Raw genomic sequence first — 17,817 nt, forward strand, 5'->3', positions numbered from 1 at the left:
GATTTACTGTAATAGGATTCCTCTTGAAACATTATCCAGAACCAAAAATAGTAATAAAATGGATTTTTCCAAACACAGGAGGAACTATCATGGTACAAGGTAAAGTAAAATGGTTTAACGCAGAAAAAGGTTTCGGTTTCATCGAAGTTGAAGGCCAAGACGATGTATTCGTACATTTCTCAGCTATCCAAGGTGAAGGCTTCAAAACGCTTGAAGAAGGCCAAGAAGTTTCTTTCGAAATCGAGCAAGGCGCTCGTGGACCACAAGCTGCTAACGTTCAAAAATAATTGAACGCATATAAAAAAAAGACTCCGATTTTGGAGTCTTTTTATTTTTCCTTTTTTTCGGCGATTTCCTTTAATGCTTTGTCCAATTTTTCTTCGATCCGTTTAGTACGATTAAAATGCCCTGACAGGAAAAACACGATGAATATAACGAATGCGACAAGCACTAGCATAAAAAGGATAGGAAGGAACTGGGTTATATTCTCAGTCATTGGATATCATCTCCTTTTTTCTCCATTATACTTCATGCTTACCGTTGCTATGATTGAGGGAGCCAAGTTTTAAAAAAAACACTGAAAGGGGATATGCGAAAACGCAATCCCCTTTCAGTCAGTTCTGGAATAGCGAAGCGAACTTTTGAAGTCTGTGCAGGTCTGATTCTTGATACATCTGTTCTATCTTCAATGTCACCAATAACTGGCTCTTGGCAAATAACATATCCCGGAAATGATCGACCGCCCCACAAAAATGATTATAATTGGTTTCGCCAGTGCCGAAGACTCCCGTTTTCAGGCGAGCAATAGGCAACTGTTCCAGTTCTTTATAAAAGGCTGCTGATTTAGCGGGAAGCTCCCCATTGCCCCATGTATAGGTGCCGACGATCAAGGCATCGTAATCCGGCAATGTACGTAAATCGAATTCATTCATTCGATATAAGAAAGCCTCAGGTAAAAGGGCAGCGAGGGCTTCGGCAAGCGCTTTTGTATTGCCGCCGGCAGAATGATAGACAATGGCGATTTTACAGCTCATCGAACCCATTGCTGGCATTTACTTGACTGTATGTCCTTGACTTCTGTTCGAAGAAATCGGTTTTGGTAAGGCCGATGGATTCATCATCGAACGTTTTGATCCATGGCATCGGGTTCTCGCCATACTCTTTATACAAATTTTCAAGGCCTAGCATACGTAACCGTTTGTTGGCGATATATTCGATGTACTCATTGAATTCTTCCAAATCGAGATCGGCTTTCGTTTGGATATCTTCGAGCATATATTCAGACCATTCCTTTTCGAGTTCGACTGCTTTTTCAATCGTTGTATAGATGAACTTCGTGTTTTCTTCATTATTTAACTCAGGATATTCATACATCAAGATTTGAACGAGCATGCCAATGAAATCGAAATGGACCATTTCATCGCGATGAATATAGGATATCATCGTAGCTGAACCGGTCATTAGATTTTGGCGTCCTAGATTATAATAAAAGGCGAAAGCCAAATAGAAATAAATCCCTTCAAGGTTCGTTGAATGGATCAGTGCCTCGAATAAATGCTGAGGGCTGGGATCGTCCACGAACGTTTGATAAGCATCAACGATCGGTTGGTTACGCTTAATCACTTCAGGATGTTCTTTGATGCGGTCGAAAAGCTGTTTTTGCTTGCCTACCGGAATCAAGGAAGCAAGGATATAGGAATAAGACTCATTATGGATCGATTCCTGCTGGGCCATGTTGGCCAGGATAGCTTTTGCCGCCGGATCTTTTATGTACCGAAGGATCTCTACTAAAGTTGGCGTTTGAAGACTGTCCATTCCAGCAATCATCGTAAGGATATCGAGAAAAGCGTCCTGGATATCTTCATCCAATTCGCCCCACTGCTTTTTATCCTGAATCATGTTCACGCTCGAAGGCTTCCAAAAGTTATTGATGAGCTGTGTATAGGTATCATAGAATTTTTCATACTGTATATCGTTCCAAAGGAGGAAGCCTGAAGCTTCTCCTTTGAAAACACCGGTTGCCTTTGTTGGATGCGTCGGTTCGAGCATCCGAATTTTTTTTATATGATTGGTCATTCGTGAAAACTCCTTTAAGAATAGATTACTGGGTCATGATTGACGTTAACTTGAACAGCTTTCGCAGGCATTGTCATATTCGGAAGACGTCGAACGAACATAATACGTTGATTTCAACCCGCTTTCCCATGCCGTTAAATGGATATCCAAAAGGACCTTCGCTTTGATTGTATTGTGTACATACAGATTAAAGCTGATTGCTTGGTCAATATGGCGTTGGCGGGCTGCATTTTGCCTGATGCTTTCCAGTTGATCCAAATTGAATCGCGTCTTTTTATAATATTCATACGTATTTGGCGTCAAGCCTGGTGCGGTCACCTTGAATTTGAAGTTTTTCTTTTCTTCGTAAAATTCAATTTCATACAAAGGATCGATTCCATCCGTGGAATTACCGATTTTGGCTGTCGATGAATTGGGGGCAATCGCCATTAAATAGCCATTACGGGTTCCGTGCTCCTGCACGTCTGCTTTTAAATCCAGCCATTTTTGATCTGTATAGTCACGCAGTTCGAAATAGTCCCCTGTATGCCAATCAGAACCTTCAAAGTATGGGTAAGATCCTTTTTCCTTGGCCAGTTCGTTGGATGCCTTGATAGTTAAGTAAGCGATCTTTTCGTATAAAGCATCTGCAAAGCGAACAGCCTCATCGGATTCCCAATAAATATTCTGTGTGGCAAGTAAATGATGCCATCCAAACGTTCCTAAACCAATTGCCCGGTACCGTTTGTTCGAGATGGATGCTTGTTTGACAGGAAGATTATTCACATCAATGACATTGTCCAGCATACGGATCTGAATGGGAATCAATCTTTCCAGAACATCGCTGCCCACCGCTCGGGGCAAGTTAATGGATGAAAGGTTGCAGACAACGAAATCGCCGCTTTTACGAACCACAACAACATCTCCATCTTCTGTTTCATATTCATCCGTGATCGTCGAAGGGCTTAGGTTTTGGGCAATCTCCGTGCAAAGGTTAGAACAATAAATCATACCTTTATGTTTATTCGGATTCTTCCGATTCACTTCATCGCGGTAGAACATATACGGTACGCCTTCTTCTAATTGAGAAATCATGATGCTTTTCATGATGTCCATCGCATTGATTTTTTCAAAGCTATAGTTTGGAAGCGTGCCATTTTCTGCGGCCTCGACAGCAAGTGCATAATGATTCCTGAAGCTTCCTTCGCCTTTCTTTTCGTCATAAAGATCTTCAAGTGAAAATCCAAGGGTTTGCTTAACGGTATGCGGATCGAAAAGATACCATTCTTTTCTGTCGCGTACAGCCTCCATGAATAAATCCGGTATGCATACACCTGTAAAAATATCATGTGCTTTTAATCTGTCATCCCCGTTTTGAGTCTTCAAATCGAGGAAGCTCATGATATCTTTATGCCAGGCATCCAAGTAAATCGCGATGGCACCTTTACGTTGCCCCAATTGATCGACACTTACAGCTGTCTGGTTGAATAGTCGAATCCAGGGCGTCGTGCCGGAACTGTTTCCAGAGAAACCGCGGATATCGGAACCAAGCGAGCGAACCTTACCGACGTAAAGACCGACACCGCCGCCGAATTTAGATACTTTTGCCGCATCGTAGTTTGATAGGTAAATTCCGTCGATGGAATCTTCAATTGCGTCGATAAAGCAGGAGCTTAACTGTCCATGTGTTTTACCTGCATTGGAGAGTGTAGGAGTCGCAACGGTCATATAAAGGTTGGACATGGCCCAGTATGCTTCTTTTATCAGTTGCAGGCGGTGCTCCGTTTTTTCCATTCGCATGATTTCCATCGCGATGATCATGAAACGTTCTTGCGGCAGTTCGAAGACCTTGTCCTTTTTTGGGCGGGCCAGATAACGGTCATTCAATAAGTAGATGCCTATGTAAGAGAATAATTTATCTTTTTCCGGGTCGATCACCGATCCCAATTCCTCAATTTCCGCTTTTGTATATGAAGATAGCAGTTCTGGTTTATAAATGGGATAACGCTGACCTTCCGATAGCTGGGATAGTTCTGTGATCAGCTCATAGAACGGGCCATAACTCTTGCCTTCATAACCTCGATTGGCTTGTGCATCCCTATACATTGTATTCAACAGTTCTGCTGCAGCAACGAAAGTCCAATCCGGGGCATCGATATCCACGCCTTCAAGAGCGAGCTGAATCAGTTTTTTTGATGCCTGTTCTTCGGTTGAGTCACTTTTGCGATCAAGCCATTTTGTAAAACGCTTTTTGAACTTTTCCATATCGAGACGGCCTTCGAATTCCTTCGATAACATCTCAAGCTGGATGGATTTCGCTTCTGTGTCATTTTCACTTATGGTAGAGTTATATGTTTGAGTCATTAATAATCCTCCTTGTTAACTTCCGCTAAAATAAAAAAACCGCCCAAAGAATTGAGCGGATCAAACGATAGAATAAATGAGGCATGAAAAAATAGCCGTTATACTATCGTTTCATCATCTCAATCCCCGAAGAATAAGAAACGTGAAAAATTCAAGGCAGGTCTCCTGACTCATGATCATCCTACTTTGAGTCCTTCCCGTATAGAGAGCTATACAGTGGTTTTCTCATTTCGTCACATTTACAGTTGCGGGGACAGTTCCGGGTTTACACCGGATTCCCTTTTCAGCCATCACTGGCACCTTGGATTATAAAAATTCTATATATAGTTATTGGAATTGTTTATGTAATCAATATCTAGTATTTCTGCTTATATTATCGTAAGCCATATACGATGATAATTCAACTAATATATTTGAAAAAAACCAACCCTTATCTATTGACAAAGTGATGGAAGAGGGTGGGGGAATGAAAGATTTTATGGGGGAATGGATAAATCAAGCGCTGATTTTACGGGATTTTGTGTTAAAATAAAGTGTCTAGTAAAGGTGGCTCTCCGTTATTGCACTGAGGGGATTCGCGGAAAAATATTTATGAAAAAGGGGATAAAATCTTGGAAAAAGTATTAGTTTTTGGACATAAAAACCCGGATACAGACACAATCTGTTCAGCAATCGCTTATGCAGATCTTAAAAAACAGCTAGGTATCAACGCTGAACCAGTTCGTCTGGGTGAAGTGAATGGTGAAACTCAATATGCATTGGACCAATTCAAATTCGATGCTCCCCGTCTTGTGGAAAAAGTTGCAGGGGAAGCTGATGGCGTAATCCTGGTCGATCATAACGAACGCCAGCAAAGTGCTGAAGATATTGACCAAGTCCGTGTGTTGGAAGTTATCGACCATCACCGTATCGCTAACTTTGAAACAAGCGATCCATTATATTACCGTGCAGAACCAGTTGGCTGTACGGCAACCATCTTAAATAAAATTTATAAAGAAAACGGCATTGAAGTCCCTAAAGCAATCGCAGGTCTTATGCTGTCTGCCATCATTTCCGATTCTTTATTGTTCAAATCCCCGACTTGCACGGAGCAGGACGTTGCAGCAGCAATGGAACTGGCTGCCATTGCAGGAGTCGACGCTGAAAAATATGGCTTGGAAATGTTGAAAGCGGGAGCTGACTTAAGCGACAAAACGATTGCCCAGCTCATCACTCTTGATGCCAAGGAATTCTCCATGGGAATGGCTAAAGTGGAAATAGCACAGGTCAATGCCGTTGATCCGAACGAAGTCCTTGCTAAGCAAGCAGAATTGGAAGCAGCGATTGAAGCGGTCATCGCAGTGAAGGAATTGGACTTGTTCCTATTCGTCGTAACGGATATCCTGACTAATGATTCCGTTGCCTTGGCTCTTGGTAAAGCGGCATATGCGGTTGAAAAGGCATATGACGTTTCATTAAACAATAACATCGCCGTCTTGGAAGGCGTTGTATCGCGTAAAAAACAAATCGTGCCGGTCTTAACCGACGTATTCAGCAAATAATACAGGAAAAGGGTTGCTCGTTAAAAACTTGGGCACCCTTTTTCTGTACATTCAAAAAAAGACTCAACCATCCCATTAAGGGTGTTTGAGTCTTTTTTCTTAATTTAAAGATTCCTTTTCTTTTTCATAGGCGATGACAATCAATTCTTTATTGGCTTCCTCGCCAAGTTTGCTTTCAAAGCTTTTCAGTTCCTTCAATAAATCCGGTGACAGATTTGCTGCCGTATAATCCTGCTCGGGTGTCATGCTTTTCGCTCCTTTCAAAAGGAAATGATTCATGTTATCTATTTTGTCGGTTTGAAAAGTTTCTATTCAGCAGAATTTTACTTCTTTAAGATATTTTACTTTCTGAGGTGGCGAGTTTTTCAAGCAATGTAGAACTTTCTTCATCGAGTCCTTGGACTTGGACAGGTATTCCCAAGAGCTGATATTTAAGAATAACCGTATCGACAGCACCGACTGCTGAAGCATCCCAGATCTTGGAATGGGAGAAGTCGATGATGATTGCATCGGCTTTTTCCTTGAAGTCGAACTTTGAAACAAAGTCCTGGACAGAAGCGAAAAATATTTGTCCGCTGATACGATAAGTGATTTTCTTAGCCTGGATGTCTGCCGTTTTCTCTACTGCCACTTTAGAAATTTTAGCCGAGAAGAAAATCATGCTTAAAAGCACTCCGGCAAATACGCCTTTTGATAAGTCATGTGTATAAAGGACAATGAGGACCGTCACGATCATCACGGTTGCATCCGACTTAGGAGCTCTAGTGAGCCTCTTTAGGGAAGACCAGTCAAATGTCCCGATTGAAACCATGATCATGACTGCGACAAGTGCAGCCATCGGTATTTTGATAAGTACATCATTCAATACCACGATTAATACCATAAGGAATGCGCCCGCTACAAATGTCGAGAGCCTGCCCCTTCCACCAGATTTAATGTTGATACCGGATTGGCCGATCATCGCACATCCTGCCATGCCGCCAAAACATCCGGCGATGATATTCGCAATCCCCTGGCCTTTGGCTTCCTTATTCTTATTACTGTCCGTGTCAGTCATCTCATCGACAATTTGAGCCGTCAATAACGATTCAAGCAGTCCAACAAACGCAAGGGCAATGGAATAAGGGAAAATGATCGCCAAAGTTTCGAAGGTCAAAGGGATGTCTGGAAGCATGAACATCGGAAGCGCTTCGGTCAATTGCCCCATATCCCCAACCGTCCGCACCGTAGCCCCCGTGGTAACTGCAACGATCGTCATGAATATGATGGCGACAAGTGGTGAAGGTATGACTTTCGTGATCAGCGGAAAAAGATAAATGATAGCTAATGAAACGGCTGTCATGACATACATGATCCATGTTTCGCCCACGAAATGGGTGAGCTGTGCCGTGAAAATCAAGATGGCTAAAGAATTCACAAAACCAGTCATGACTGGCTTCGGAATGAACTTCATTAATTTCCCGATTTTTAAAACCCCTAGTAAAATTTGCAGCAAACCAGTCAATATGGTTGCAGCAAGTAAATAGTTCAAGCCATGATCTTTAACAAGGTCGACCATGACGAGTGCCATTGCGCCAGTGGCAGCCGATATCATTCCCGGCCTTCCGCCGACAAAGGATATGACGATGGCAATGCAGAATGAGGCATATAGACCAACCATTGGGTCAACGCCAGCAATGATCGAAAAGGCAATCGCCTCTGGAATCAATGCCAAGGCAACGACAATTCCCGAAAGAACATCTCCTCTAACGTTGCCGAACCATTCCGTTTTGTATGCAGATGTATTCAAAGAAACACTCCTTCTTTTTATATATATGTGTGTTCATTTCTTTTTTAACGCACTAAATTATAGCATGAGTCCTTTGTTCTATCTATATGGATAATATAAACGACAAATCGAGGGCTATTCATTTCTTATCTTACGAAGGAAAAATGCTTTAAGAGAGAAGAATTGGTGCAATAGTTGATTGAGCTATCATGTGAGGGAAGTCAATTATAAGGAGGTAGGCGAAAGCATACAGGTCATGCTTGTAATAAAGTCAGTCGAATTTGATTTCCGTTAATGACTTGTCCATTTTTACGTAAGGGGCCCTATAGGCTTTTGTAAAATTCCCGCTAAGGGGGAGTGGAGTAAAACGGTAGAGATCTATTTCATAAATAAAAATCAAAAACATGGATTTCCCTTTCCTACTAGCTTTACGCCACCGATTGGAACCGATTCATGACATTCTACGCTTACTTGATTTATATCTTATCGAGCCCTATAGGGTGACCGTACCTTTACCATTCATATAATGAAAAAAAGATCGTGCTCTAACTGTGTAAATATGTGGGCAGGAAGTAAGAGAGTTTTTTTACCGGAATGATATTTTCCCGTTTTACCATATATGGAAGTGGTGAGGATGAAAAGCCAGCTCTATCAAAGTTTGGGAGTATGAACCGTCCTTGTGTTAAGAGGCAATTCCTCATCAATCATACTGGATTTACATAAAGGACATGTTACTTCTTTATAATGCTTGAACCTGATCTTTCGAAGGTCGCTTCTGGATAACATTGCGAATGCATTATATCTAGTGCCGCATGCACAAGTATTTTTATCTTTAACTATGTGTCTCTCATCCGTAGTAGCTGAATAAATGGTTGGAAAGAACATATATAACCCTCCTTGTTTTAATTTTAGGCAAATTAAAAAGGGGCAAGAAAATTAATTATAAAGTGATCCATTCAAGAAAAATCTTGGCAACCCGGCTGCCGTGACAACTAAGTTGTTGGTTTAGGCCCGTGACTTTGCGTCTTTTACTTTCATAAAATTTGCCTGAATAAATCTTAACATAAAGTTCGATGTGTTATGAAGTGCTGGAAAAATACTTATCAGTTTGTGGGTGTGTCATAAGGGTTGGTGGACTTTACGGATAGGCATGAACGTGACCCCTTCAAATCTCTTTTCCTTGATTTCTCTTCTATCATTCCCCATATAAAAAGGCTCCAGAAGTATCGAGCACTACAGCTGTATGAGCATTAAACATGAGAAAGCCTGCTTCCAGATGGAAGCAGGCTTCCTTGCCAAAAATGTGATTAATGTGATCTGGCCAACTCCGGATTGCGGTACATCGCGAAATAGAGGACAAGTCCGGCTATGAGGAGTAACGTGCTGGTCGTGATGAAGACGGCAGAGAATCCGTAGAAACCAGCAACCATTCCGCCCATTGCGGGTCCGATGATATTGCCTAAAAAGCGCAGGCTCGTATTATACCCAAGCACTTCCCCCTGCATTGCGACAGGCGCTTCTTGGCGAATGTAGGCAATCCTTACAGGGATGATGCCGCCTATTGCCATGCCTAGTATGAAACGTACAAAGACAAGCTGCCAAAAATGATTGATGAAGGCACCGGGCAAGTAGACAAGAGCTGTCAGAAAAAGAAGCAGCACAAGTATCTTCACATGTCCATGCCGATCACCTATCTTGCCCCAGTGACGCGCCATCAATAAATTCCCCAGGCCTGCTGCAGAAAAGGCGATTCCTGAATAAAAACCAAGATTGGAAGTTCCATGCAGCTCACCAACGTATAAAGAAAGAATGGGCTGGATGCTGAAGTGGGCAACTTGGACAAGCGTGGAGATGAGCATGACATTCACCAGGATGGGATTCCTTAAGATATGTGAGAGAACCTCCCTGCTTGTATAGCTCGACTTCGTTCCCTCCTGCCGCTCCATTCGGTACTCCTTGGTTGCAAAAACAAGAAGACCAGAGATGAAAATGGTGATGGAGGTGAATTTAAAGGCGGTTGAATAGCCGAGTGTGTCTGCAAGGACGCCGCCAAGCAATGGTCCGAAAAGGGAACCGGTTATATTTCCCGTTTGTAAGGTTCCCAGTACACGTCCGGCAATTTCTTTTGGTGTTTGCGTTGATATGAAGGCCTGGGAAATGGAAATGAAGCCAGTGAATATTCCTGTGAACATCCTTAGGACGAATAGCTGCCAAACATTTTCGACGAATCCCATCAGGAAGATGGACAGGCCCATCCCAAAGGCGCAGGCAATCAAGATTTTCTTTCTGCCATACCGGTCACCAATCCGTCCCCAAATGGGGGAAAATAAAAAGGCTGTCACGAAAGTGATTCCAAAAGTCCATCCGGACCAATGCTGGATATATTGAGTCGAATAATCTCCGAATGTACCAATGTATAAGGATATGAATGGGAGAACCATCGTCATGCTCCCGCCTATGAAGAAATTGGCGAACCACATGATGAAAAGGTTCCGTTTAGCTATTTTATGAGCGTTCATTTTACATACAACACTTCTTTCCTCCGAAAAAAACTTCGGGTTCCTAAATAATAGTATACAGAAATTAACTAATTTATTAAACGAATTTGTTTAACAGGTTTTTTAATGAATGGGCAAATGGTATAATGTGAAAATACTGATTTTTCAGAAAAATTAAATAAACAAAAGGTATTCATTTTTCCAATTAAAGGAGTTTTAAACATGTTGACGATTTTAGGGTTTTGTATGATTTTAACGTTTCTGGTCTTGGTCATCACGAAGCGGTTATCAGTGGTTGTCGCTTTTATCTTCACGGCAATAGCTTTTGGTCTGATTGGTGGGTTTGCCTCGGAAATGGGAGATATGATGGTTGCGGGTATTTTAAAGGTGACACCGACAGCAGTCATGATCGTTTTTGCTATTCTGTATTTTGGTTTAATGATTGACGTTGGTTTATTCGAGCCCATGATCGCTAAAATACTGAGTTTTGTAAAAGGAGATCCGCTAAAGGTTGTCATGGCAACCGCCATTATAACCATATTGGTAGGTTTGGACGGAGACGGTTCTTCTACATTCATGATCACTGTTTCGGCCATGCTGCCGCTTTATATCAAATTAGGGATGAACAGGCTCGTATTGGCCTGTGTCGTTGGTTTGGCCGCTGGCGTCATGAACATGATTCCATGGGGCGGGCCTTTGGTCAGGGCGGCCGCGAGCCTTCAGGTTGAAGTTTCGGAGTTATTCATTCCTCTTATTCCGGTCATGGTTTGCGGTCTTTTATGGACGCTTTTTTCGGCATACGTACTTGGCAAAAAGGAAAGGGAGAGATTGGGAGTCGGCTCCTTGGAGACGAACATCCAACCTGATATGGGTGAACAGGCTGCAGCTGCTGAAACCGCACCTCAAGGAACATCCAGGCTTTTTTGGTTTAATTGGTTCTTGACGATTTTACTGATGGTTTTGCTGGTGATGGAAGTGCTGCCGATCCAAATCTTATTTGCCTCCGCTTTTGCGATTGCACTATTCGTTAACTTTCCGAACCCAAAAGAACAGCAGGAAAGGATTTTAAGTCATGCCAATAGTTTCGTGATGATTTGTACACTCATTTTCGCAGCTGGGATTTTTACGGGTGTATTCACGGAAACAAAGATGATGGACTCGATGGCTGCTTCAATCGTAACTGTCATTCCGGAGTGGCTCGGGGCACATTTGCCACTGGTGGTAGCGCTGACGAGCATACCGATGGGGTTCATTTTTTCACCTGATGCCTATTATTTTGGCATTCTGCCAATCATAAGTGAAACGGCATCGAACTTCGGCATTGCCCCTGTAGAAATCGGAAGGGCGGCATTATTAGGTCATTCGACCGCAGGGTTCCCCTTATCGCCATTGGTGCCTGCAACATTCATATTGATTGGCCTTGTAGGCGTGGATTTTGGGGATCATCAAAAATTCCTGTTTAAATGGGCGTTTGGGACAACCATCATCATGACGATCGCAGCCATTACTTTCGGGGTCATCACTTTGTAAAAATGTGAGCCCATTAAGCTATAGTGTAATATCCTTGTCTGTGAATTTAGTAAGGTGTTCACTCTCATTGGTGTAATCTATTTTCCTATTTATGCCGCTATCTGTTTATTCTTCCATAATAGTGGAAAGTAATAAGAGGAAGATACATATAAGAGAGTGGAGGGAAGTTATCATGAACTATAAACAAAAGCTTATACTGCCTATGTGTGCTGCCTTTTTACTGTATGGATGCAATTCAGCGGATGATTCAAATCAGGCCGATAATAATGCCGAGGACATGACTACAGTGGGACAAGGAACAGATACAGAGGTTGATCCGCAGGTGAAAGCGGAAGTTAAAGATGTAGAAGGTAAAACACTTGGAACGGTGAACTTTACCGCTGAAGAGAATTCTGTAGTGATCGAGACCGCTTTGGAAGGTCTTGAGCCAGGCTACCATGGATTCCATGTTCACGAGAACGCAGCATGTGAGCCGGATGCCAAGGATGGCCCTTTCACTACAGCGGGAGGACACTTCAACCCAACTGATGAAACGCATTCTAAACACGCAGGTGATATGCCCCCTTTATATGTAAAAGAAGATGGGACAGCAAAATATACGGCAACATTGGATAACATGACAATAGACCAACTGAAGAAAGAAGAGCTGGCTGTAATCGTTCATGCTAACCCAGACAACTTTGCCAATATTCCTGACCGCTATGAAGCCAATGGAGAAAAAGGACCGGATGCAGATACTTTGAAAACCGGTGATGCAGGCGATAGACAAGCTTGCGGGATTGTTGTAAGTGCAGATGCAAAATAACATGAATGAAGAGCGATTCCCCTAAAAAGGAATCGCTCTTTTCATGTAGGTAAGACTGATGACCGCTAAAATCTAAAAGCGGAAACCATTCTTTTTACGTATTAAGAAGGTTTTTTCTATTGTAATATAGAAGTAAGAATGGAAGTAATATTGCAGTAAAAGCAGATGGCATTAAAGATCAAAGTTAATTCTTACAGTGGAATGAAATCCAAGGCATAAGTTTAATATAGAAAAATAAGATTAGGTTTAATCGATAAAAAAACCCGAACAGGGATCATGTCCACTGATTCGGGTTTGCTAAAATCATTTTGCCGTAATGGAATCTTCGATTAGCTGTAATCTCTCAGCCACTTCTTCTTCAGAAAGGTTATGCTCGACTACATAGCGATTACGCGGATGCACTCGGCATTCATGGGTACAGCTGCGCATATGTTTGTGTTCATTCTCTTCGCTGCAAAGGATTTTCTTGTTGCATTCAGGATTAGCGCAATTGACATAGCGTTCACAAGGTTCGCCAGAATAAATATCGCGTCCGACGATTACATGTTCCTTTTGATTGATAGGTACGGCAATCCTTTCATCGAAAACATACATTTGGCCATCCCATAGCTCACCTTGGACTTCGGGATCCTTCCCGTATGTTGCGATGCCGCCGTGCAGCTGGCTTACATCTTCAAAGCCTTCTTCGACAAGCCAGCCGGAGAATTTCTCACAGCGGATTCCGCCAGTGCAATACGTTAGGATTTTTTTGCCTTCGAACATTTCTTTATTTTCCCGTACCCATTCCGGAAGTTCACGGAAATTCGTGATTTCTGGCTTGATTGCTCCCCTGAAATGTCCTAAATCAAATTCATAGTCATTTCTGGCATCAAGGACGATGGTGTTTTCATCTTGCATTTGCTCGAAGAATTCCTTCGGGCTCAAGTATTTGCCTGTCGTCTGGTTCGGGTTGATGTCGTCTTCCAAGCGAAGCGTTACAAGCTCATTGCGTGGACGAACATGCATTTTTTTGAAAGCATGGCCTTCAGCTTCATCTATTTTAAACACGATATCGGCAAAGCGGGGATCGCTTTTCATCATGTCCATATATTTGTCGGTTTGTTCGATCGTACCTGAAACCGTTCCGTTGATACCTTCTGAAGCCACCAAGATACGGCCTTTCAATTCAAGGGCTTTACATGCCGCAAGATGCTCGGCCGCGAATACTTCGTGATTCTCGATAGGTACATACAAATAATAAAGTAATACTCTATATGGTTTTGTTTCCATTTTTTATTTACCACCTATGTTTTATATTTGCAAGATATAAAGGGTGATCATTTAGACACTTTTCTCTTACAGATAATCATTATACCAAGAAAACGTAAAAATGATAAGGGCATGAAGAAAAATCAAGAGGAGTTGTATCGAATGTTGAAAGAGTTAATGAGATACCCAATCATTCAGGCACCGATGGCAGGAGGAGCTTCCACTCCGAAGCTTGCGGCTTCTGTATCCAATGCAGGAGGATTGGGCTTTCTCGCAGCTGGCTATAAGACTGCGGAAGAGATGATGGACGAGATAGGGCAGACCCGTCAGTTGACTGAACGCCCTTTTGGCGTGAATGTATTTGTGCCAGGCAACGAGCCGGCGGATGAAAATATATTATCTGGCTATCGTGAAAAGATTGAAAAAGAGGCCGAGAGCGTTGGGGCTGAGATTGGAAAAGCCGATAGTGATGACGATGATTGGGGAAATAAACTAGATGTATTGAAGGAGGCTGGGGTCGCGGTCGTCAGTTTTACGTTTGGATGTCCAACGGAAGATGTAATAAGGGAGCTCCAAGATGTCGGTTCCCTTATAGCAGTGACGGTAACCAACCTTCAGGAAGCAAAAAAGGCGGCGGGAGCAGGCGCGGACGTTCTATGTGTGCAGGGGTTTGAAGCAGGGGGGCACCGGGCCAGTTTTGATGACCGCACAGAAGATGATTACGGCCTTTTAGTATTGATTCGGATGATAGGGGCTGAGCTGGACTTACCGATCATTGCCGCGGGCGGACTGATGCATGGAAAGGATATCGCAGCCGTGCTCGAAGCGGGAGCAACAGCGGCGCAATTGGGTACCGCTTTCCTTCGCTGTCCCGAAAGCGGGGCAAGTCCAGTTCATAAGGCGGCGCTGGGAAATCCCCGATTTACTAAGACTGCTGTTACCCGAGCCTTCAGCGGCCGGAGGGCACGCGGGTTGGTGAATCACTTTTTAACGGAATATGATAGCGTCGCACCGGTCGCCTATCCTTATGTCCATCACATGACCAAACAAATGCGAAAAGCAGCCGGACAAAAGAACAATCCTGAATTGATGGCTTTGTGGGCAGGACAGGGTTATAAGTTGAGCAGGGAACTTCCTGCATCGGAATTGGTTGAACTGCTTATGGATGAATTAAACTGAGGAGGGTTTGGATGCTGATGGAGATAAGAGAATTATTCTTAGATGAGCCACCCCCGATGCATTTATTGCTTTTGGCAGATCCTTCAAGGAAATTGGTCGAGGAATATTTGGGAAGCGGAAAGTGCTTTGTTGCCATGGGTGATAACCGGATGATCGGCGTTTGTGTTTTACTGCAAAATGGCCCGGAACTGATAGAGATAATGAACATCGCGGTCGATGAACAGTACCATGGAAGAGGAATCGGCAGGCAATTGATTGAACATGCGATAGGCCATGCAAGGGAACAGGGATATAAAATGATTGAAATCGGAACGGGCAATTCGGGGATAGGGCAGCTTGCCCTTTACCAAAAATGCAGTTTTAGAATAACTGGAGTCGATCGGGATTTTTTTACTAGAAACTATTCCGAGGCCATTTATGAAAATGGGATTCAGTGCCAGGATATGATTCGCTTGTCACAAAGCTTGGACTAAGCAGGGATCATTCAAGTCTGACGGAAAAGCTTTACAGACAAAAGGGTGCGTCGAATTGCTTAGGGGGTAATGAACTTGTTCTTTGGTGATATGATTTATCTTCTTTTTGCTTTACTAATGCCATTTTTATTTGCGATTGGTGTTTTCATATTCATTCGATCAACGAAAAGGCAAAAGGATTCTTTATCGGAAATTCGTAAAGACTCACATGAAAAATAGCAGCAAGAGAAAAGAGTGCAAAACAATGGCACTCTTTTTCTCATTTTCACCTTTCTAAAAAAGCTTCCAAATTCCTTTTCACACTGGGCCATTCATGCTTGAGAATACTATAGACCACCGTATTCCTGATCCTCCCATCTTGCAGCTTTTTCTCCATCCTCAAAATCCCTTCTTCAAGGGCGCCGAGCCTGGTTATTGCGGCACGTGATCTTTTGTTGCATTCGTCCGTCCTGAATTCAACCCGTTTCATTTGCCACTTTTCAAAAGCATGCTGCAATAACAAGTACTTACATTCAGTGTTAATGGCTGTTCGCCATTTGTCGGGATGATACCAAGTCGCGCCGATTTCCAGCGATTGATTATGAAAGTGAATATTCCTTAAGCTCGTGCTGCCAACTACCGAATCATCTGTCCGATCGATAACGACAAATGGATGATGAAGTTCCTGTTCCCTTGCTCGAATGCCTTCCTTTACATAGGAGATCGCCTCTTCATATGACAAAATCTTTGTTGCACTCCATTTCCATATTTCAGATGGCAGGGAAGCGGCGTAAAGCGGTTCGATATGATGTTCCATCATCGGGGTGAGTATCACGTGTTTACGGTATAATTCGAAATGCTCCATAGTTTCCTCCTCTTGATTGATATCTTCATTATAAAAATATTCTGGTTCTGCAATAAGGACCAATGCTGATATAATTTATGGAACCAGTTTGAAGGAGGACCAAATGTTTGAAATCACTTTAACCCTAGATAAAACGAACAAAGAAGCTTTATATGTGCAATTGTATAAATACTTTATAAAGGAAATCCAGAATGGAGAAATAAAGGCCGGAATGAAACTGCCTTCTAAACGAAAACTGGCCTTGCATTTAGGGATAGGCCTGAATACAGTTGATACGGCTTATCAGCAGTTGATGGCAGAAGGATATGTGGAAAGTCAATTAAGGAAAGGGTACTACGTAGCCGATTTAGAACCGATTTCAGCTTTGAATGAGCCATTGCCTGTAACAGAAGGGATAATGGACCCTGTGAATGAAAGAAATGAAATAGATTACAATCATGGCCGGGTGGACGTGGATTCTTTCCCGCATGCCGTATGGAAAAAGTGCTTGAATAATACGTTGTATCTACAGGAAAGGGAAATGTTCATGAGCGGTGATCCACAAGGGGAATGGGGGCTTAGGGCTGAGATTTCATCCTATCTATTCCAATCAAGAGGAGTTCGCTGCGGGGCTGATCAAATCATCATTGGGGCAGGTACCCAGTATTTCATCCATCTTCTGCGGTTACTACTTGGAAATGAGCGGGTATTTGGGTTAGAAGATCCTGGCTTTCATCGGGTAAGGGAGGTACTGAGGCTGGAGGGGGCGGTTACGGAATTCATACCTTTGGATGAAAGTGGAATGAGTGTGGACTCATTGAAAGAGAGTACAGCGGATGTAGCCTATGTCACACCTTCCCATCAATTTCCTTCCGGTATGATCATGCCGATAACTAGACGGGTGGAATTATTGAATTGGGCGGTGGAAAAAAAAGGTTATATTATTGAGGATGATTATGACGGGGAATTCCGACATGCAGGCAAACCGATTCCGTCGTTGCAGGGGTTGGACACAAATGGAAGGGTCGTCTACCTAGGCACGTTTTCAAAGTCGTTCATCCCATCGATCAGGGTGGGATTTATGGTGTTACCCAAGGAGTTGTCTTGCCGATTTCAGCAGAAGTTAATCGGATATAAACAGACCGTTTCCAGACTGATTCAGGAAACGCTCTGTCTTTTTATGAAAAATGGACATTGGGAACGCCATCTGAATAAAATGAGAACGATTTATCGTAAAAAGAATAAGGTGCTGCTGAACGCAATGGAAGCGAGCTTCCATGATCGTGTAGCCATAATCGGTGAAAAGTCAGGATTGCACGTTCTTTTAAACGTAAAAAACGGCAGCAGTGAGGCAGAGCTCATCCAAAGGGCTGCCAGTGTGGGGGTTAAAGTCCACCCAACATCGGTTTATCATTCAAAGAAAGTGAAAGATCCGACTATTTTGATTGGGTACGGTGGTTTAACCGAAAGGGAAATCGAAGCTGGAATCCGGCTTTTAAAAAAGGCATGGCTATAGCTTGGTGTGAAAGTAAG

The 17,817-nt window shown here is 42.9% G+C and carries 17 protein-coding genes and 2 riboswitches; of the genes, 8 read left to right on the forward strand and 9 right to left on the reverse strand.

All coding sequences use genetic code 11. The annotated features are described in order from the left end of the window. Nucleotides 1-89: 89 nt before the first annotated feature. Nucleotides 90-287: a cold-shock protein gene (locus tag NYE65_RS17730; RefSeq protein WP_028393295.1), complete on the forward strand. Its 198-nt coding sequence runs from the start codon at nt 90-92 to the stop codon at nt 285-287. Between the two features lie 41 nt (nt 288-328). Here NYE65_RS17730 and NYE65_RS17735 read toward each other — a convergent pair whose 3' ends face one another. The 4 genes from NYE65_RS17735 to NYE65_RS17750 form a co-directional block, all read right to left on the reverse strand. Then, on the reverse strand, nt 329-496 hold the full coding sequence (locus NYE65_RS17735) for a hypothetical protein (protein ID WP_162604450.1): 168 nt from the start codon (nt 494-496) through the stop codon (nt 329-331). Nucleotides 497-614: 118 nt separating this feature from the next. Then, entirely contained in the window at nt 615-1,034 is a 420-nt protein-coding gene (locus NYE65_RS17740; RefSeq protein ID WP_048678039.1) for a flavodoxin domain-containing protein, read from the reverse strand. After that, nucleotides 1,024-2,076 (reverse strand): ribonucleotide-diphosphate reductase subunit beta, encoded by a 1,053-nt coding sequence (locus NYE65_RS17745; protein WP_034314867.1) that lies wholly within the window; start codon nt 2,074-2,076, stop codon nt 1,024-1,026. Before NYE65_RS17745 ends, NYE65_RS17740 begins: the two co-directional genes overlap by 11 nt. A gap of 45 nt (nt 2,077-2,121) precedes the next feature. Beyond that, nucleotides 2,122-4,419 carry a ribonucleoside-diphosphate reductase subunit alpha gene (locus NYE65_RS17750; RefSeq protein ID WP_340861376.1) on the reverse strand — a complete coding sequence of 766 codons (2,298 nt, stop codon included), beginning with the start codon at nt 4,417-4,419 and terminating at the stop codon, nt 2,122-2,124. 138 nt (nt 4,420-4,557) lie between these two features. After that, nucleotides 4,558-4,738: riboswitch (cobalamin riboswitch) on the reverse strand. Between the two features lie 292 nt (nt 4,739-5,030). On the opposite strand from NYE65_RS17750, the gene NYE65_RS17755 reads away from it, so the two are divergent. Then, nucleotides 5,031-5,960, forward strand: a complete 930-nt coding sequence (locus tag NYE65_RS17755) for a manganese-dependent inorganic pyrophosphatase (RefSeq protein WP_034314865.1) — start codon at nt 5,031-5,033, stop codon at nt 5,958-5,960. Between the two features lie 99 nt (nt 5,961-6,059). On the opposite strand, the gene NYE65_RS17760 is transcribed toward NYE65_RS17755, so the two are convergent. From NYE65_RS17760 to NYE65_RS17770, 3 genes are all read right to left on the reverse strand, one after another. After that, the gene (locus tag NYE65_RS17760) at nt 6,060-6,206 is read right to left on the reverse strand and encodes a hypothetical protein (protein ID WP_340861377.1); all 147 of its coding nucleotides are present in this window, start codon (nt 6,204-6,206) and stop codon (nt 6,060-6,062) included. Between the two features lie 85 nt (nt 6,207-6,291). Next, complete coding sequence (locus NYE65_RS17765; RefSeq protein WP_340861378.1) at nt 6,292-7,749, reverse strand: SulP family inorganic anion transporter; 1,458 nt, start codon at nt 7,747-7,749, stop codon at nt 6,292-6,294. A gap of 946 nt (nt 7,750-8,695) precedes the next feature. Next, nucleotides 8,696-8,786, reverse strand: a riboswitch (cyclic di-GMP riboswitch). A gap of 249 nt (nt 8,787-9,035) precedes the next feature. Then, the gene (locus NYE65_RS17770; protein WP_340861379.1) at nt 9,036-10,247 is read right to left on the reverse strand and encodes an MFS transporter; all 1,212 of its coding nucleotides are present in this window, start codon (nt 10,245-10,247) and stop codon (nt 9,036-9,038) included. Between the two features lie 201 nt (nt 10,248-10,448). Here NYE65_RS17770 and NYE65_RS17775 point away from each other — a divergent pair, with 201 nt between their 5' ends. Both NYE65_RS17775 and NYE65_RS17780 read left to right on the forward strand, forming a co-directional pair. Continuing rightward, a complete protein-coding gene (locus NYE65_RS17775) occupies nt 10,449-11,756 on the forward strand; it encodes a CitMHS family transporter (RefSeq protein WP_412762687.1) in 1,308 nt (435 codons plus the stop codon). Nucleotides 11,757-11,928: 172 nt separating this feature from the next. Next, nucleotides 11,929-12,561 carry a superoxide dismutase family protein gene (locus NYE65_RS17780; RefSeq protein WP_268590674.1) on the forward strand — a complete coding sequence of 211 codons (633 nt, stop codon included), beginning with the start codon at nt 11,929-11,931 and terminating at the stop codon, nt 12,559-12,561. Between the two features lie 303 nt (nt 12,562-12,864). Here NYE65_RS17780 and trhO read toward each other — a convergent pair whose 3' ends face one another. Beyond that, a complete protein-coding gene (gene trhO, locus NYE65_RS17785; RefSeq protein ID WP_262869869.1) occupies nt 12,865-13,830 on the reverse strand; it encodes an oxygen-dependent tRNA uridine(34) hydroxylase TrhO in 966 nt (321 codons plus the stop codon). 144 nt (nt 13,831-13,974) lie between these two features. Between trhO and NYE65_RS17790 the strand changes: the two genes are divergently transcribed. From NYE65_RS17790 to NYE65_RS17800, 3 genes are all read left to right on the forward strand, one after another. Further along, nucleotides 13,975-14,988: a nitronate monooxygenase gene (locus NYE65_RS17790; protein WP_412102247.1), complete on the forward strand. Its 1,014-nt coding sequence runs from the start codon at nt 13,975-13,977 to the stop codon at nt 14,986-14,988. Between the two features lie 17 nt (nt 14,989-15,005). Further along, complete coding sequence (locus NYE65_RS17795) at nt 15,006-15,461, forward strand: GNAT family N-acetyltransferase (protein WP_340862143.1); 456 nt, start codon at nt 15,006-15,008, stop codon at nt 15,459-15,461. 75 nt (nt 15,462-15,536) lie between these two features. After that, nucleotides 15,537-15,680, forward strand: a complete 144-nt coding sequence (locus tag NYE65_RS17800) for a hypothetical protein (RefSeq protein WP_156500373.1) — start codon at nt 15,537-15,539, stop codon at nt 15,678-15,680. A gap of 46 nt (nt 15,681-15,726) precedes the next feature. On the opposite strand, the gene NYE65_RS17805 is transcribed toward NYE65_RS17800, so the two are convergent. After that, nucleotides 15,727-16,305: a GNAT family N-acetyltransferase gene (locus NYE65_RS17805; RefSeq protein WP_340861380.1), complete on the reverse strand. Its 579-nt coding sequence runs from the start codon at nt 16,303-16,305 to the stop codon at nt 15,727-15,729. Between the two features lie 103 nt (nt 16,306-16,408). Here NYE65_RS17805 and pdxR point away from each other — a divergent pair, with 103 nt between their 5' ends. Beyond that, complete coding sequence (gene pdxR, locus NYE65_RS17810; RefSeq protein ID WP_340861381.1) at nt 16,409-17,800, forward strand: MocR-like pyridoxine biosynthesis transcription factor PdxR; 1,392 nt, start codon at nt 16,409-16,411, stop codon at nt 17,798-17,800. Nucleotides 17,801-17,817: the final 17 nt, after the last annotated feature.

Origin of the sequence: Peribacillus sp. FSL R5-0717 (assembly GCF_038002945.1) — a bacterium.
GTDB lineage: Bacteria > Bacillota > Bacilli > Bacillales > DSM-1321 > Peribacillus > Peribacillus frigoritolerans.

Coding starts and splice junctions, on each gene's coding strand:
- NYE65_RS17730 (WP_028393295.1), top strand. CDS start 90: ATGGTACAAGGTAAAGTAAAATGGTTTAACGCAGAAAAAGGTTTCGGT.
- NYE65_RS17735 (WP_162604450.1), bottom strand. CDS start 496: ATGACTGAGAATATAACCCAGTTCCTTCCTATCCTTTTTATGCTAGTG.
- NYE65_RS17740 (WP_048678039.1), bottom strand. CDS start 1,034: ATGAGCTGTAAAATCGCCATTGTCTATCATTCTGCCGGCGGCAATACA.
- NYE65_RS17745 (WP_034314867.1), bottom strand. CDS start 2,076: ATGACCAATCATATAAAAAAAATTCGGATGCTCGAACCGACGCATCCA.
- NYE65_RS17750 (WP_340861376.1), bottom strand. CDS start 4,419: ATGACTCAAACATATAACTCTACCATAAGTGAAAATGACACAGAAGCG.
- NYE65_RS17760 (WP_340861377.1), bottom strand. CDS start 6,206: ATGACACCCGAGCAGGATTATACGGCAGCAAATCTGTCACCGGATTTA.
- NYE65_RS17770 (WP_340861379.1), bottom strand. CDS start 10,247: ATGAACGCTCATAAAATAGCTAAACGGAACCTTTTCATCATGTGGTTC.
- NYE65_RS17775 (WP_412762687.1), top strand. CDS start 10,449: ATGTTGACGATTTTAGGGTTTTGTATGATTTTAACGTTTCTGGTCTTG.
- NYE65_RS17780 (WP_268590674.1), top strand. CDS start 11,929: ATGAACTATAAACAAAAGCTTATACTGCCTATGTGTGCTGCCTTTTTA.
- trhO (WP_262869869.1), bottom strand. CDS start 13,830: ATGGAAACAAAACCATATAGAGTATTACTTTATTATTTGTATGTACCT.
- NYE65_RS17795 (WP_340862143.1), top strand. CDS start 15,006: ATGGAGATAAGAGAATTATTCTTAGATGAGCCACCCCCGATGCATTTA.
- NYE65_RS17805 (WP_340861380.1), bottom strand. CDS start 16,305: ATGGAGCATTTCGAATTATACCGTAAACACGTGATACTCACCCCGATG.
- pdxR (WP_340861381.1), top strand. CDS start 16,409: ATGTTTGAAATCACTTTAACCCTAGATAAAACGAACAAAGAAGCTTTA.